The sequence below is a fragment of the Stutzerimonas sp. FeSN7 genome, assembly GCF_030263795.1.
GTDB lineage: Bacteria > Pseudomonadota > Gammaproteobacteria > Pseudomonadales > Pseudomonadaceae > Stutzerimonas > Stutzerimonas stutzeri.
In genome coordinates this window covers 3,628,701-3,644,058 of record NZ_JARPMN010000001.1, presented here as the reverse complement: position 1 = coordinate 3,644,058, position 15,358 = coordinate 3,628,701, and the positions used below count along the sequence as shown (strand labels likewise).

The window sequence follows — 15,358 nt, the reverse complement described above, 5'->3', positions numbered from 1 at the left end:
CGGCGCAAGCGGCACTGGAGCCAGGCGATGAGCGCACGCTTCGGCAAGCTCACCTGGCTATGGCTCAGCGTGCTGGTGATCGCCTTCGATCAGGTGAGCAAGCACTGGTTCGAGGCCAATTTCAGCCTGTACCAGAAGGTCGAGGTCATTCCCGGCTACTTCGCCTGGACGCTGGCCTACAACACCGGCGCGGCCTTCAGCTTCCTCGCCGATCACAGCGGCTGGCAGCGCTGGCTGTTCGCGCTGATCGCCATTGGCGTGAGCGCCGTGCTGGTGGTCTGGCTCAAGCGGCTGAAGGCCGACGAGACCTGGCTGGCCGTGGCGCTGGCGCTGGTGCTGGGCGGCGCGCTGGGCAATCTCTACGACCGCATCGTGCTGGGCCATGTGGTCGACTTCATCCTGGTGCATTGGCAGAACCGCTGGTATTTCCCGGCGTTCAACATCGCCGACAGCGCCATCACCGTCGGCGCCGTGATGCTGGCGCTGGACATGTTCAAGAGCGACAAAACCGGAGAATCCGCATGACTGAACAGCGCATTGGGCCGGACAAGGAAGTCACCCTGCATTTCGCGCTTAGCCTGGAAAACGGCGATGTGGTCGACAGCACCTTCGACAAGAAGCCGGCGACCTTCAAGGTCGGCGACGGCAACCTGCTGCCGGGTTTCGAGCAGCAACTGTACGGGCTCAAGGCGGGCGACAAGCGCACCCTGCAGGTCGCACCGGAGCAGGGCTTCGGCCAGCCCAACCCACAGAACGTACAGGTCATGCCGCGTAGCCAGTTCGAAGGCATGGAGCTATCCGAAGGCCTGCTGGTGATCTTCAACGATGCCGCCAAGACTGAGCTGCCGGGTGTGGTCAAGACCTTCAACGACCGACAAGTCACCGTGGATTTCAATCATCCGCTGGCAGGCAAGGTCCTGGCCTTCGAAGTCGAGATCATCGACGTTAAAGCGCTCTGATTGTAGGGTGGATCACGCTTCACCGATCCACCGCAGGCCGCCATGGTTGAGGTAAGAAGCGCCTCCACCCTAACTGTCATCCAACCCGCGTGCCACGCGCATCGAGAGACACGCCATGCAAATCAAACTCGCCAACCCCCGGGGCTTCTGTGCCGGCGTCGATCGTGCCATCGAGATCGTCAACCGCGCCCTGGAAGTCTTCGGTCCGCCGATCTATGTGCGTCACGAAGTGGTGCACAACAAGTTCGTGGTGGAAGACCTGCGCGAGCGCGGCGCGATCTTCGTCGATGAGCTGGACCAGGTGCCGGATGGCTTCATCGTTATCTTCAGCGCCCACGGTGTGTCCCAGGCAGTACGGATGGAAGCGGACAAACGCGGCCTGAAGGTGTTCGACGCGACCTGTCCGCTGGTGACCAAGGTTCATCTGGAAGTCACCAAGTACAGCCGCGAAGGCCGCGAGTGCATCCTGATCGGCCATCATGGACACCCGGAAGTCGAAGGCACCATGGGGCAGTACGATACCGCCAATGGCGGCTCGATCTACCTGGTCGAGGACGAGGATGACGTCGCCCAGTTGCAGGTGCGCAATCCCGAGTCGCTGGCCTTCGTGACTCAGACCACGCTGTCCATGGACGACACCAGCCGCGTGATCGACGCCCTGCGCACGCGCTTCCCCAGCATTGGCGGCCCGCGCAAGGACGACATCTGCTACGCCACCCAGAACCGCCAGGACGCGGTCAAGCAACTGGCCGGCGAGTGCGACGTGGTGCTGGTGGTCGGCAGTCCCAACAGCTCCAACTCCAACCGCCTGCGTGAACTGGCCGAGCGCATGGACACCCCCGCCTACTTGATCGACGGCGCCGAAGACCTCAAGCGCGAGTGGTTCGCCGAAGACTCTCGCATCGGCATCACCGCCGGCGCCTCGGCCCCTGAAGTGCTGGTGCGTGGAGTGATCGATCAGTTGCGCGAGTGGGGCGCCAAAGGAATGGATGAACTGGAAGGGCGGCCGGAGAACGTGACGTTTTCGATGCCGAAGGAGCTGCGGGTGAGGCAGGTATAATTGCCCGATTCAGCAGCCACGGTTGCATATGCGTTGATCGTATTGCTGGCTTTTCGGCCATCAAACGAAGAAGCCCGGCATTGCTGCCGGGCTTCTTCGCTTCATTTATCGGTTATTTCCAACACTGTTCCACAGTTTTTCCGCTGCCGGTACGGCCTTTGACGCCGAGCGCATTTAGCGTGAGATTGCCACAGGTAGCGTCGCCAAAATGCTGCGTCGCGGTGAGCGTGTAGCCGCCATCGTTTGCGCTAGTTCCCACAGTCAATGTGTATTTCCGGGTATCCGACGTGACAGTGGTACCGCTGGTTCCTCGCATTCCCAGCTTCGCGATATCTGCCGCGGTGGTTACATAGCTGTTGTTCTGCGCAAAGAATCGCTCCTGACTCGCTGCAGCATCCTGAAGTAACGCCTGTCCCTCGCTCCGGTTGCTGCGTTGTATGTACTCCATATAGTTGGGGTAGGCGATCGCGGCGAGAATCCCGAGGATGCCTACCACGATCATCAGTTCGATCAGGGTAAAGCCTTGGTTCGTATTCTTCATACTAATTACCGCCTACTATTCGCCAGGTTTGGCGACCAATACTTGCCGGATCGGGAAAGACTTTCTCGCAGTCCAGACCGGTACAGGCTTCGTATGTGCCGTCCGGGTTTTGGGTAATGGTAATGCCGCCTTCGCCGTCCTGTTTGATACCGCTCACGATTGATACTGCGCCCGTGTCGCTTACCTGGCGCAAATCGAACGCATGGAATAGTGTCTTTCCACCGGTGAAGGGGTTGAGGGCATAGGTCCAATTGCTAGCACCATCCGCGCATGGATCGTCATTGGGTACCAGGGTCTGGAAGAATAACGTCTGACCAAGGGTCGATATCTTTTCGATCACCATTTCGCCTTCGAAGTTATTTGCGCCTACTGTGAGATCGAGGTGCCACCCGGGATGGGTGATGGTGACGTTGCCGTCCTTGTCAGTGGCTGTCCATTCCACCGGATTGTTCGAAATAACGCGCGCCGGGTTGGTCCCGCCCTGGGTATAGGTACCAGTCACTTCTTGGGTGATCTTCTGCTCAACCAGATCTTTCCGCCCAATCGTGATTTCGCTGGTTGGCTCTGCGCGGGTCTTGGTATCCCAGATGCCATAGACGCTTTGCGCATGGGTCTTGACTCCTTCCTTGTCCTCGGTCTCGAAAAACTTGCCGGTACCGAACACCACCAGATTGCCTATGCGGCTCGGATGGCGGATCAAGGTGGGCGCGGCGGTGATAGGCTGAGCAGCGGCGTTGTCAGCGTTGCCTGCTTTGGCCTGGAACATGGGTTTACCGCCGTAGCCCACTTTGAAGCTCTCTGCGGAGACAGTGCCTAGCGTCTCTCGCGACAGGGGCGCGGATTGATCGGGATTGCCGTCACCATCGTTGTCCGAATTGTTCGTAGGCAGCAGGTCGAAGCGCCACAGGTTTCCCTGCAGATCGCCAGCGTACGCGTAATCGGCAATACCGTCGGCGTTGTAGTCGGCCAATACCGGGCTGGACAAGCCATTGGCGCCCTGATCACCGGAAACTTCCAGGCTTCTGATCAGTTCGCCGGTCGCGGCGTCGATGATATAAAGCGCAGCTTTGCCGTCAATGGCGCCGTTTTCATAGCCGTTCCCGGTAACCACTGCCCAGCGGCCATTATGCAGGCGCGCTATGGTGGGGTTCGGGAAACTGTAGCCCGGCTTGACGCTGTTTTCGTCCATATCGGACGCGTCGAATTCCCACAGCAATGCTTCACTGCCGGGAATGGTTACGTCCAAGGCAAAGAGCGATTTCCCGCCGGCGCGAAGAGTGCCCACCAGAATGGTGCGCCATTGATTACCGTCGTAGATGTCGGCGACCGTCGGGGAGCCGTCGACATAAAACTCGTGGCTGTAGTTTTTGCCGGTCAGCTTGTGGAGTTTCGGGAATACCGCTGTGGGCACAAAAGCAAACTCCTCGACGCCGGTTTCGGCATTGAAGCCATGCAGCATGCCGTCATTGCCGCCCACATAGACGCGGGTTTTACGTGGGGTCGCCTGGTCGCCGGTTCCATTAATCCTCTGAATAAAGTTGCTATAGGAGCCTGCTTCAACGGTCCCATTGGCGTTCAGGTGCCCCTCCAGTCGGTTGGCGAAACCTTCCAGGTAGCGTGGGCCAGCCACAACGGCTGGGCTTGAACCATAGAAATCGCCGAGGACACTCACCCGCTCGCGAAAGTCCGTGCTGCCGCCGCCTTCTTCGCTCCGGTCGCCGCGTAGGTAACTTAGTCGGTCCCTCCAGCGGTCGTCAGAGCGGTCATCCTTCGCTTCTGGGTTCCTGTTCAACAGGTTTGCAAGCGTACCGTTGGTAGCCGAGTTGCCTGCGTTGGACGCCTCGAAATCCATCAGCTTGCTAGTACTGGCGCCATTAGGGTTGGCTATCTTGATGTTTCGTGATCCGGCAGTCGGCAAGCGATCACGCGCACTCCAGTCCTGGGAATGCACCAGTTCGAATGCGCCGTCGTCGTTCTGAATATACTTCTTGGAGAAGCGCTTCAGATCGCCTGACCAGGCTTCATCGCTGGCGTACGAAGTCTGGTAGGAAACACTATTGATAGTGTCACCGATAACGAGACCAGAGCTGATCGCGGGTCGTGCAGCACTGGACTTTCGCTCGGCAATACGCGTCAGAATGTCGGCAAAGGCCTGCACCATGGCGTCGGGACTGTCGACGCTGAAGAACTCGCCGCGGGAATTGAGTGCCGTATGCCATAGGTCATAAACGTTGTTGTCCGAGCTGTCGGAAGCCGCAGGCCAGTTTGTGCCACTCATCAGGTTTGAATAACCCCTTCCGGAGAAGGTATTGCCTTCCCATGGTAGGTTGGGATTCGTCATCGCCTGGGTCAGTCCAAGCCCCATGGTGAAGTTGACCATATGCTGCCAGGTGGCGGGGTTGTTCCGCGGGTCCCAATAGGCTGCTTCTTCATTGCCGTCGTGGCTGAAGGGCATGTACGGCTTGAGCTGGTTAGCATTGCCGTTCCGTCCAGGACGCAGGTCCGTCGCCCAATAATGCATGGCCAGATCCGCCAGGGTATTCGGCGTGCTGTCGGCATACGGTCGGATGGTGTTGGTGTAGGTTTTGCCGTCGGGCAGCGTAATGCTCTTGTTGTCGTGGTTGAAGGTGCCGCTGGGGGTACCGTTATTGCCGTTCCACATACCGTCGGTCATGAGAACGTGGTAGCTGGGACGGCAGGCGTAGACATTTGCCTCGACGTTCTGCTTTTTCTTCTGCGGATCAGTTTCGTTGGGATATTTTTCCCAAGCAGTGTCCTGCTGTAAAAATTTCCCGGCCTTGTCCAGCGCTTGCCGCAATGGAGTGGACTGGTCGAATTTGACCATCCGCAGCCAGTCGATGAAATTCTTTTTCTGAGCGTTACTGTATTCGCGGAGGTAGTTGTTGTTGCAGTTGCTTCCACCGTTCAGCTCGCTACAGGTGCCAAGGCTTTGCCATGTCAGACGAGTCGCAGGGGAGAGATCGCTGAATGCCAGGTTGGCCGCGCTAATGGTTGCTAGCGCACGGGTACGGTAGAACGAGTACCACACTGCGAAATTTTGCTTTTCAGCATTGGTCGATGGCTGTTTCAGCTCATAACAGTCTTCGTTTGTCTTGATATTTGTCTCGGTTTTGCAGTTTTCGGTATTTTTTAGCGCATAGTAATACGCATGCACGCCCGACTGCGTCTGGTCGGAATATTTAGTGCACTGATTCTGCCAGTTGTACGAGGTGCAGGACTTGAAGTCGCTGGCCGGGTTCTCTGCGAGGTTGTATATGTAGCCGGTGGGGTTGGCGTAGTTTACGCGGTCGCTGTATTTGTAACTCTGCTTTGCATCGGTTTCATAGTTCCACGAGACCTTATAGTTGTTGCTCAGGTTAACGGTATCGTTTCTTTCAGGATAAAAGCCGTTCTGATGGGCCGCGGTAAAGGATGTGGTGTATCGAGTTAGATTGCCGTCCTTGTCCGTTTTGAAGGGCAGGATGTAGGCAATGTCCGGGTTGTAATACATCGGGTTGGTATGGTGCGACTTGCCTCTGCGTGTATTCCGCAGATTGCCGCTGCCACTGTTTTCACGGCCCGCGCTGTCTGGCACAAACGCCCAGCGCATACTGCCTGAGTTATCCAGCGTAAAAATAAGGTTGGGTGCGACGCCAACTGTCAGGCTGATGGGTGCTTGCGATACCGCGGCCTGTGCATTGGCTGCGGTCAGCGCAGCAATACCGAACAGGGCGCTCGACAACATCTGGATGGAGCTGTTGAGCAGTCTTCCTTTCATTTCTTCAACTCTCAGTTATTCAGGCCGACGTAGATGTTGGCAGTTGTCGATTGCACGGCCAGTGTGTCCGCTGCCTGGCCATTTACGAGATAGAAATAAGTTCCTTTGCCTTCCATCACGGAGCCGTACTCGGGGTTCAGCGAAGACTCGTCTTCTGAAGCGGCGATCAAATAAGAATTCCAGTAAGCACGGGGATCGCTTTGGGTTTCGTCGTTCGGATCGAGGCCACGATAGGGCATCCACGCCACGAACGTACTGGCTCCTGCTGCAACGGTCGCGGCGCCATCGGCTTGCAGGGCATCCATCGGGTTCAGCATGAAACGCTTCAGCCGGTCGCTTGAGGTCTCCTCGTCGGAGTCGGGCGCAATGACGTCCGTCCAAACCTGGATATTCAACAGGCATGGCTTGTTGGCGCCATTCAGGTTAAGCGTGTTGTTCTTCTGGCAGTTCACGCGATTAGGCTCGAGCTTGTCGCGAAGATAGCCGGGGCCAAAGAAACGAAACTCGCCTTCCTTGAGTGCTGCATCGGCCGCCGTTTGCAGCCGCAGGTTTTCCGCCCGGTTACCGGTAATCCGGGATTCGAGCACCACACCGCGCATGCTGGACACGGCGAGGACGGTAAGGATGAGCAGCATGACCAGGGCGACCAGCAAGGTCGCGCCCTGTTGCCGCTTGTGATTGAGCGAAGTCATGGCATCAGGTTCCTTAATGTCTGGGTACTGCTGGCGATCTGGTAGATGCGGTTCTGGTCTCCGGCCTCGAGACGCGCCTTGGCGGTCGCGTCCGCTTTTTCCAGCCAGGACGAGAGCACCGCTGATTCGCCCTCACGTTGCTGGGTGCGGCTTGCGAGCAGGATCGAGTAGCGCACGGCGCGGATCGGGCCGGTGTCCTCGTTGGAGGTCCAGGAACCCGCCTCGACGAAACGCTCACTGCCGTCGACCAGCTTTTTCTCATGCATCGCCTTGGTCCCTATCCCGTACTCGATACGGAAGTCAGCGATGCCTGCAAGCAGCTCCGATGGAGCGGAGCTGCCGTCGATGTTCTTGCATGTCAGCGTGCCTTCATGCAGGTCATTGCCAGGCGTATAGGTCAACGCCACGGTAACCAGACTGGCGGTGGGCGCTGGCTGGAACGGTTTGCTGTCGTCGAATGATGGTGTTGCATCTCCCTGGCAATCCATTTCGCCGCTTACCATGGGTTGGTAGCGCAGGCACAGGCCAAGGCCTGTTGAGGTAGCCGTCACGGCGCTGCCCTTGGTGAACGCCTTGCAGGCGCCCTTGGCCGTTTTGGCTGGAAAGGCATCATCGAACCCTTGGTCCGGTGCCCGGCGATAAGCGGCCTTGCCTAGCAAATCATTGAGAACAAGGGTCACGAATCGACTGGCTTCCGAATTCGTGGACTGGCTTTGCTGGAAGAGGTGGTTGCGCTGGTTGTCCAGATAGATTTGCGAGATGCCCAGTAGCAGGAAGCTGCTGATTGCCAGCGCTACGAGCAGTTCGATCATGGAGATGCCCTTCTGGCGGGCTGTGCAGGCAGTTCTCATAGCTCCACCCGGGTTCTATAGATACAGGTTGTAGGATCGGGCGCGCGGGTGTCGGCACAGGCGCCATCCTTGACGGTCCAGGCCAGCTGAATCTCGAGCATCGAGCCCTTGTCGTCACATACGGGGGCGTTCGTGTTACTAGGCGTGGAGCTACGGCAGATATGGAATGCCGACTGGAGGAGACCCTCCGCTCCAGGTAGCGAGGCTTCCGCCCGTTCGATCCAGCAGTCGCGCATCTCTTTTGCGGTGTTCGGATTTGCTACGCAGGCAGCAGGGTTTGAATCGAAATCGCTGCCTTGTTTCTTATAAAACAGTGAGCTGCCCTTTATTCCGCTGTACACCGGATCGACTGGAGGCGCTTTTTCAAAGATTTCGCCCGGATTGGCACGCATGATCTCGACCAGGTCGCTGGCCAGCATGATTGCCGTGTTTCGCTGTACAGAGTCCTGGGTGTACTGAATGCTGCGCCCCTGCATGGCGACCATGCCGAGGATGCCGATGGTGGTCAGCACCAGCGTGACCATCACCTCAATCAGGCTGAAGCCTTGGCTGTGTCTCATATCGATCCTCATCGAGTGCAACTGGTCAGAGCGCTTCCATCAGCGTTCTTGCCGCGTGGATGAATCGTTGGAGAGCCGCTCGGGCGGACCGCGACGACGTATGCTTTTTCAAATTCATCGTTGCGGCAGATGGTGACCAAGGCAGCGGTCGCCGTGCCATTCGGGCGGTAAATAATGGAGGTGACGTCCGCGTCCATCTGCGCGAGAGCAGGGTTGTGATTCAGCTCCCGCAAGGACTCGCCACCGACGCGTACCACCCAAGGTCCGGTATCGCTCACGATGATTTCTGCTGTGGTTCTGCGGGTAACCGCTTCCCCGCGCGCATAGAGCAGCGTGGCGACCAGGTCATCAGCCTGCCCCTGCAGCTGGGTTTTCTGAATAAATGCGGTAAAATTCGGCACCGCGATGCCCGCGACTATCGTCAGCAGGGCAAGGGTGATCAACAGCTCAATCAGGGTGAATCCATGCATGTCGCTGCGGCGTGACATGGTGCGCTCCGTTTAAATTCTTGAGCAGATAATGGTGCGGCTCTGAAGCTTTGTCCTTTTTGCCAAGATAACCGGTGCGTTTATAACGACGACCGGCTGTCGGCGCGATTATTAGGCTTATTGCTTCGTCTCGGCGTGACTGGGGCCATGCTTTGACGAAGCTGAAGCACACCTGTCGTTTCGGTTCAGGAGCTGCAAAGCGACGCCTTGCTTGCATTGTCGGCAGCGGTGCCGAGTTTGAGCCTGCCCTGCCGGCTGAGTATCAGTTGCCAGGCGACTCGCTGCTTGTGGCACTGGTAGAACCGGCCGTTGTTGCGGGTGGTGCCGTTCTCGATAAAGAGGACGCGTTGATCACCGAAGCCACTCCAGCGCAGCTCATCAGCGAGCGGTATTTGAGTGGCGTTAAGAATTTGCTGGTTGCCTTCGACGAGTGTCAGCCATCCGCGGCTCCAGTCCCGACTGCAGGTAGCGGAATCGCTGGTACCGCAAAGTGCGATCGCGCGGCGTCGCATGACGGCTTCGGTTCGGGCTTTCTGAATAGCGTCCTGAACCTGCGTGAGCAATGCTTGCTGCCGGTTGTAGGCGATGAGGTTGTCCAGAGCCGGTACGGCAATCGAGCAGACGATTGCAATCAGCGAGATGGTGATCAGCAATTCAACAAGCGTAAAGCCTTGATCCTTGTTCGGCATGGTGCGGTTCCTTTGCACTTATCATGTGTCGCCATCCTGACGAATGAGCCTTTCGTTCTGCTGCGGTGACTGTTGGGCCTGTAATGAACGAAAGATTGGTTGTAGAGCAACGAGTCGACAAGTCAATACTGAATGCATGGATATGTGATCCAGCTGGCGAGGGGAATGTGGCGAGAGAGATGACGGTAGTGGTGGGCGGCGGAGTGATAGGCCTGCTGACGGCTTACAAGCTGGCTGCTGCAGGCACGTCGGTGACGTTGGTAGAGGCGTCCGGAACAGGCACCGAAGCCTCCTGGGCCGGTGGCGGGATCGTTTCGCCGCTTTATCCGTGGCGCTACAGCCCAGCGGTTACTGCGCTCGCGCATTGGTCGCAGGATTTCTATCCGCAGCTTGGCGAGCGGTTGCTGGCGGAGACCGGGGTAGATCCGGAGGTGCATGTCACCGGTCTTTACTGGCTGGATCTGCATGACGAGGCGGAGGCGCTGAGTTGGGCTGAGCGTTATGGCCGGCCTCTCACTTCGGTGTCGATGGAGACCGTGCACCAGGCAGTGCCTTCGCTGGGTGAGGGTTACGAGCGTGCCGTCTACATGGAGGGTGTCGCCAACATTCGCAATCCCCGTCTGCTCCGTGCCTTGCGCGAAGCGCTGCGGCAGTTGCCGAATGTGGATGTGATCGAGCAGTGCCCGGTCGAGGGTTTCCTCCGCGACGGTTCGCGCATCGTGGGCGTGCAGACGGCGCAGGGCGAGATGCGGGCGGATCAGGTTGTAGTGGCGGCGGGCGCCTGGAGCGCACAGTTGCTGGCGACGCTGGGGCTGGAGATTCCGGTCAAGCCGATGAAAGGACAGATGATTCTCTTCAAGTGCGCCGAGGACTTCCTGCCGAGCATGGTGCTGGCCAAGCGGCGCTATGCGATTCCGCGGCGCGACGGCCATATCCTTATTGGCAGCACGCTGGAAGATGTCGGCTTCGACAAGACGCCGACCGAAGATGCGCTGGAAAGCCTCAGGGCAACCGCGATCGAGCTGTTGCCGGCGTTGGCCGACGCGCAAGTGGTCAAGCACTGGGCAGGCTTGCGACCCGGCTCGCCGGATGGCGTGCCTTATATAGGACCGGTGAGCGGTTTCGATGGGCTGTGGCTGAACTGCGGGCACTTCCGCAATGGGCTGGTGCTGGCACCGGCGTCCTGTCAGCTGCTGGTCGATCTGATGCTCGGGCAGTCGCCGATCGTGGATCCGTCGCCTTATGCGCCGACCGGGCGTATCGCCGATCAGAAGAGCTGATCGGCCGTACTCCGGCTTCACGAGTAGTCCGGGTTTCATCTGCGTCGCCCGGACTCTGTCCTGCTACCAACTCGCATTGCTGGTAAATTAGCCGGCACTTCGGCTCTGCCAGGCAGAGCCAGATTGGCGAGTGAGGTATGTGTGGCGAAGAAAACCACTTCCCTGGCCGGCCTGAGCGGGCTGGTCTATTCCACCGATGGCGGTCGGCATTGTCCTGAGTGCAGCCAACCGCTGGGTAGTTGCGCCTGCAAACAGAGCGTTCTGCCCGAAGGCGACGGCATTGCGCGGGTGCGCCGTGAGAGCAAGGGCCGGGGCGGCAAGACGGTGACCACCATCAGTGGCGTGCCCCTGCCGGAAAGCGAACTCAAGGAACTGGCCAGCGCGCTGAAGCGCCGCTGCGGTACCGGCGGGGCGCTGAAGGACGGCGTCATCGAGATCCAGGGCGATCACGTTCAGCTGCTGATCGACGAGCTGACCAAGCGTGGCTTTAAGGCCAAGAAGTCCGGTGGCTGAGTGCCGATGTGACACCGCCACCAATTTTCACCATTTTCCGCATATCGGCTGTCGAAGCCGCATAGCCTTCGCTGCGCGCTTCTGTTCGCGGCGAAACACTCAATTTCTTCCGGGAGGCCTTGATGCCTGTACGACGCACACGTAAAGACGACGGTAGCCAGTGGACCGCTGCCGACAGCCGCAGCATCTACGGTATCCGCCACTGGGGCGCTGGGTATTTCGCGATCAACGATCAGGGCAATGTCGAAGTGCGCCCGCAGGGGCCGAGCGGCGAGCCGATCGAGTTCAACGGGCTGATCGAACAATTGCGCGAGGCGGGTCTGTCGCTGCCGTTGCTGGTGCGCTTCCCCGGCATCCTGCAGGACCGCGTGCGGCGTCTGACCGGTGCATTCGATGCCAACATCGAGCGCATGGAGTACGCCGGCAAGTACACCGCGCTGTACCCGATCAAGGTCAACCAGCAGGAAGCGGTGGTGGAGAACATCATCGCCACGCAGAACGTTTCCATCGGCCTGGAGGCGGGCTCCAAGCCGGAGCTGATGGCCGTGCTGGCGCTGGCGCCGAAGGGCGGCACCATCGTCTGCAATGGTTACAAGGATCGCGAGTTCATTCGGCTGGCGCTGATGGGGCAGAAGCTCGGCCACAAGGTGTTCATCGTCATCGAGAAGGAGTCCGAGGTCGGTCTGGTGATCGAGGAGGCCAACGAGCTCAAGCTGACCCCGCAGGTCGGTCTGCGTGTGCGGCTGTCGTCGCTGGCCTCGTCGAAGTGGGCCGATACCGGTGGCGAGCGCTCCAAGTTCGGCCTGTCCGCCGCGCAGCTGCTCTCGGTGATCGAGCGTTTCCGCGCGGTGAAGATGGACCAGGGCATCCGCCTGCTGCATTTTCACATGGGCTCGCAGATCGCCAATCTGGCCGACTACCGCCAGGGCTTCCGCGAAGCGATTCGTTATTACGCCGAACTGCGTGCCCTCGGGCTGCCGGTGGATTACATCGACGTGGGCGGCGGACTGGGGGTCGACTACGACGGCACCCACTCGCGCAATGCCAGCTCGATCAACTACGACATCGACGAATACGCCGGTACCGTGGTCGGCATGCTCAAGGAGTTCTGCGAGGCGCAGGGCCTGCCACATCCGAACATCTTCTCCGAGAGCGGCCGTGCGATGACCGCGCACCATGCGGTGCTGGTCATGCAGGTCACCGACGTCGAGCGGCACAACGACGAAATACCGCAGATCGACAACTACGACGAGCTGCCGGACATCGTCCAGTCGCTGGCCGATCTGCTCGGGCCGACCGACCCGGAAATGGTCACCGAGACCTACTGGCGTGCTACCCATTACATGAGCGAGTCCAGCGCGCAGTACGCGTCCGGCAAGCTGACGCTGGCGCAGAAGGCGCTGGCCGAGCAGAGCTATTTCGCCATCTGCCGCCGCCTGTACAACCAGCTCAAGGCTCGTCAGCGCTCGCACCGCGCAGTGCTCGACGAGCTCAACGACAAGCTGGCGGACAAGTACATCTGTAATTTCTCGGTGTTCCAGAGCCTGCCCGATACCTGGGCGATCGACCAGATCCTGCCGATCGTGCCGCTGCAGCGGCTGACCGAGGAGCCGGTGCGGCGCGCCGTGCTGCAGGACCTGACCTGCGACTCGGACGGCAAGATCAAGCACTACGTCGACGAGCAGAGCATCGAGAGCAGCATGCCGGTGCACGAGGTCGCGCCTGGCGAGGAGTATTTCCTCGGGGTGTTCCTCGTGGGGGCCTATCAGGAAATTCTCGGCGACATGCACAACCTGTTCGGCGATACCGATTCGGTGAACGTCTATCAGCGCGAGGACGGTAGCTACTACCACGCCGGCATCGAGACCCATGACACCATCGAGGACATGCTGCGCTACGTGCACCTTTCGCCCGAGGAGCTGATGACCTACTACCGCGACAAGGTGGCCGGGGCCAGGTTGAGCGCCAAGGAACGCACGCAGTACATCGACGCGCTGCGCCTGGGACTGACGCGTTCGTCCTACCTGACGCCCTGAAGGGTGCCCGGCGTCAGCCGGGCATGACGCCGAAGCCCCGTGCCATCAGCGCCGCCAGCAGGGGAATCATCGCGAGCAGCAGCAGCTCCAGGCGGATGGTCAGCTTGACCCATCTGGCGCTGCCGCTCGAGATGGTCGGTGCCTGGCCTGCCGCGAGAGCGGGGCGCCAGCGCAGAAAGGTCAGCGTCGGGTAGATGGACAGGACGGCGACGACTACGAACAAACCGACCTTGGCGTGAAAGAAGCTGTTCTTCAGATAGTAGTCCAGACCCTTGCCATAGAAGACCGCCCGGGCGATGCCGCTCGCCAGCACGGCCGCGGCCGTGATGCCAAAGGCTATGTCGATGCGGAACAGGCTGCGCGCGCGCTCCAGCGTCAGCGGCTGGCGGAACAGCTGATGCTCCAGTAGCAACAGGGCAAAGAGCAGGAAGATCGCCAGAAAGTGCAGGTAGGCGGCAATGGCATAGGCCATGTTCAGCGTCCTTCGGAATGGGTGGTGCCAGGCGTGCTCATGGTAAACCAGGCGCCGCGGCGCTGCAGACGCAAGGCGAGCACGCCCAGGCAGATGCCACGCGTCAGCATGAAGGCGAGAAACGCCAGCCACAAGCCGTGATTGCCCAGCCCCTGCAGCAGCCAGCCCAGCGGCAACGTCAGCGCCACTGCCAGCAGCATGCTGTTGCGCATCTCCCGCGCGCGGGTGGCACCGATGAACAGGCCATCGAGCAGATAGCTCCAGACCGCGATCAGCGGCAATGCCGCCAGATAGGGCAAGTAGGTCAGCGCGGTCTGGCGCACCTCGGGTATGTCGGTCTGCAACTGGATGAACAGCTGGCCGCCGAACAGAAAGAACAGGCCGAAGGCGATGCTGGCCAGCAATGACCAACCCCCGGCAACCACCATCACCCGTTGCAGTGCGTTGCGGTCGCCTGCACCGATGGCATGCCCGCTCAAGGCTTCCACCGCATGGGCCAGTCCGTCGAGGGCATGCGCGGTCAGCAGCAGGCCGTTGAGCAGCAGGGCGTTGGCGGCGACTGTGGCATCGCCCAGGCGGGTGCCCTGCACCGTGACCAGGAAGAACACCAGCTGCAGTGCCAGCGAGCGCAGGAAAATGTCGCGGTTGACCGCCATCAGCGGGCGCCAGCTTGTCCAGTGCCGCAGCGCGCGAGTGTCGAGTCGGCCGGGATAACGCGCCAGGGCCTTGCGAGTAAGGGCCAGGCCAAGCAGCGCGCCGCTCCATTCGGCGATCACCGAGGCGCGAGCGGCCCCGGCCACGCCCCAGTCGAGGCCGAGCACGAACCACAGGTCCAGCGCGACATTGATGAGGTTGGTCGTCAGCAGAATGGCCAGCGGCGCGCGGGCGTTCTGCGTGCCGAGAAACCAGCCGATCAGTGCATAGCTGGCCAGCGCGGCGGGCAGGCCGAACAGGCGCGTGTGAAAATAGTCGCGGGTCAGGTCGTTCAGTTCCGCCGAGGGCTGCATCAGCTGCAGCGCGGCGCCCTTGAGTGGCACCCCGAGCGTGCCCAGCAGCAGGGCGAAGCCGACGGCCAGCAACAGTCCCTGCAACAGTATCTGGCGCAGCGCGCCGCCATCCTGGCGGCCGGCTGCCTGTGCGGCGAAGCCGGTGGTACCCATGCGCAGGAAGCCCATCACCCACACCAGCAGCGTGTACAGGCTGCCGCCAACCGCTACCGCGCCCAGCTGGTGAGCGTGCGGCAGATGGCCGATCACGCTGCTGTCCACCAGCGCCACCAGCGGCACGGACAGGTTCGACAGGATCATCGGCGCCGCCAGCGCCCACACCTTCTGATGCGTGGGCGCGTGGCGCCAGGCGGCAAGCATGCGGGACATTACGGGCCTCCGGGACGGCCCGGCACTATACGTGGCCTGTGGGAAAAGAGGAAAAACCGCAGT

15 protein-coding genes are annotated in these 15,358 nt (G+C 60.2%); 6 read left to right on the top strand and 9 right to left on the bottom strand.

Annotated features, from left to right (window positions below; genetic code table 11):
• Window positions 1–27 precede the first annotated feature (27 nt).
• The 3 genes from lspA (at window position 28) to ispH (ending at window position 2,019) form a co-directional block, all read left to right on the top strand.
• Window positions 28–525, top strand: coding sequence for a signal peptidase II (gene lspA / locus P5703_RS17355; protein ID WP_020306556.1), 498 nt, complete (start codon window positions 28–30; stop codon window positions 523–525).
• The gene (fkpB, locus tag P5703_RS17350) at window positions 522–959 is read left to right on the top strand and encodes an FKBP-type peptidyl-prolyl cis-trans isomerase (protein WP_020306555.1); all 438 of its coding nucleotides are present in this window, start codon (window positions 522–524) and stop codon (window positions 957–959) included. The genes lspA and fkpB overlap by 4 nt, the downstream gene beginning before the upstream one ends.
• A gap of 115 nt (window positions 960–1,074) precedes the next feature.
• Window positions 1,075–2,019, top strand: coding sequence for a 4-hydroxy-3-methylbut-2-enyl diphosphate reductase (gene ispH / locus P5703_RS17345; protein ID WP_020306554.1), 945 nt, complete (start codon window positions 1,075–1,077; stop codon window positions 2,017–2,019).
• 112 nt (window positions 2,020–2,131) lie between these two features.
• Here the strand turns inward: ispH and P5703_RS17340 are convergent, their stop codons facing one another.
• The 7 genes from P5703_RS17340 to P5703_RS17310 form a co-directional block, all read right to left on the bottom strand.
• Window positions 2,132–2,560 (bottom strand): type IV pilin protein, encoded by a 429-nt coding sequence (locus P5703_RS17340; protein WP_020306553.1) that lies wholly within the window; start codon window positions 2,558–2,560, stop codon window positions 2,132–2,134.
• 1 nt (window position 2,561) lies between these two features.
• The gene (locus P5703_RS17335; protein WP_239330116.1) at window positions 2,562–6,338 is read right to left on the bottom strand and encodes a pilus assembly protein; all 3,777 of its coding nucleotides are present in this window, start codon (window positions 6,336–6,338) and stop codon (window positions 2,562–2,564) included.
• 11 nt (window positions 6,339–6,349) lie between these two features.
• On the bottom strand, window positions 6,350–7,030 hold the full coding sequence (locus P5703_RS17330; RefSeq protein ID WP_125920524.1) for a pilus assembly PilX family protein: 681 nt from the start codon (window positions 7,028–7,030) through the stop codon (window positions 6,350–6,352).
• Complete coding sequence (locus P5703_RS17325) at window positions 7,027–7,881, bottom strand: PilW family protein (protein WP_125920525.1); 855 nt, start codon at window positions 7,879–7,881, stop codon at window positions 7,027–7,029. Before P5703_RS17325 ends, P5703_RS17330 begins: the two co-directional genes overlap by 4 nt.
• Entirely contained in the window at window positions 7,878–8,441 is a 564-nt protein-coding gene (gene pilV, locus P5703_RS17320) for a type IV pilus modification protein PilV (RefSeq protein ID WP_125920526.1), read from the bottom strand. The genes P5703_RS17325 and pilV overlap by 4 nt, the downstream gene beginning before the upstream one ends.
• Window positions 8,442–8,449: 8 nt before the next feature.
• A complete protein-coding gene (locus P5703_RS17315) occupies window positions 8,450–8,929 on the bottom strand; it encodes a GspH/FimT family pseudopilin (protein ID WP_125920527.1) in 480 nt (159 codons plus the stop codon).
• Window positions 8,930–9,114: 185 nt separating this feature from the next.
• Window positions 9,115–9,618 carry a GspH/FimT family pseudopilin gene (locus tag P5703_RS17310; RefSeq protein WP_125920528.1) on the bottom strand — a complete coding sequence of 168 codons (504 nt, stop codon included), beginning with the start codon at window positions 9,616–9,618 and terminating at the stop codon, window positions 9,115–9,117.
• Window positions 9,619–9,797: 179 nt separating this feature from the next.
• Between P5703_RS17310 and thiO the strand changes: the two genes are divergently transcribed.
• The 3 genes from thiO (at window position 9,798) to speA (ending at window position 13,447) form a co-directional block, all read left to right on the top strand.
• Window positions 9,798–10,898, top strand: coding sequence for a glycine oxidase ThiO (thiO, locus tag P5703_RS17305; RefSeq protein WP_125919648.1), 1,101 nt, complete (start codon window positions 9,798–9,800; stop codon window positions 10,896–10,898).
• Window positions 10,899–11,039: 141 nt separating this feature from the next.
• Complete coding sequence (locus tag P5703_RS17300; protein WP_285588385.1) at window positions 11,040–11,411, top strand: translation initiation factor Sui1; 372 nt, start codon at window positions 11,040–11,042, stop codon at window positions 11,409–11,411.
• Window positions 11,412–11,533: 122 nt separating this feature from the next.
• Window positions 11,534–13,447, top strand: a complete 1,914-nt coding sequence (gene speA, locus P5703_RS17295; RefSeq protein ID WP_285588382.1) for an arginine decarboxylase — start codon at window positions 11,534–11,536, stop codon at window positions 13,445–13,447.
• Window positions 13,448–13,460: 13 nt separating this feature from the next.
• Here the strand turns inward: speA and P5703_RS17290 are convergent, their stop codons facing one another.
• Together P5703_RS17290 and P5703_RS17285 are read right to left on the bottom strand one after the other, a co-directional pair.
• Window positions 13,461–13,919 carry a DUF2214 family protein gene (locus tag P5703_RS17290; protein ID WP_011912167.1) on the bottom strand — a complete coding sequence of 153 codons (459 nt, stop codon included), beginning with the start codon at window positions 13,917–13,919 and terminating at the stop codon, window positions 13,461–13,463.
• Between the two features lie 2 nt (window positions 13,920–13,921).
• On the bottom strand, window positions 13,922–15,295 hold the full coding sequence (locus tag P5703_RS17285; RefSeq protein ID WP_019406352.1) for an MATE family efflux transporter: 1,374 nt from the start codon (window positions 15,293–15,295) through the stop codon (window positions 13,922–13,924).
• Between the last annotated feature and the right edge of the window lie 63 nt (window positions 15,296–15,358).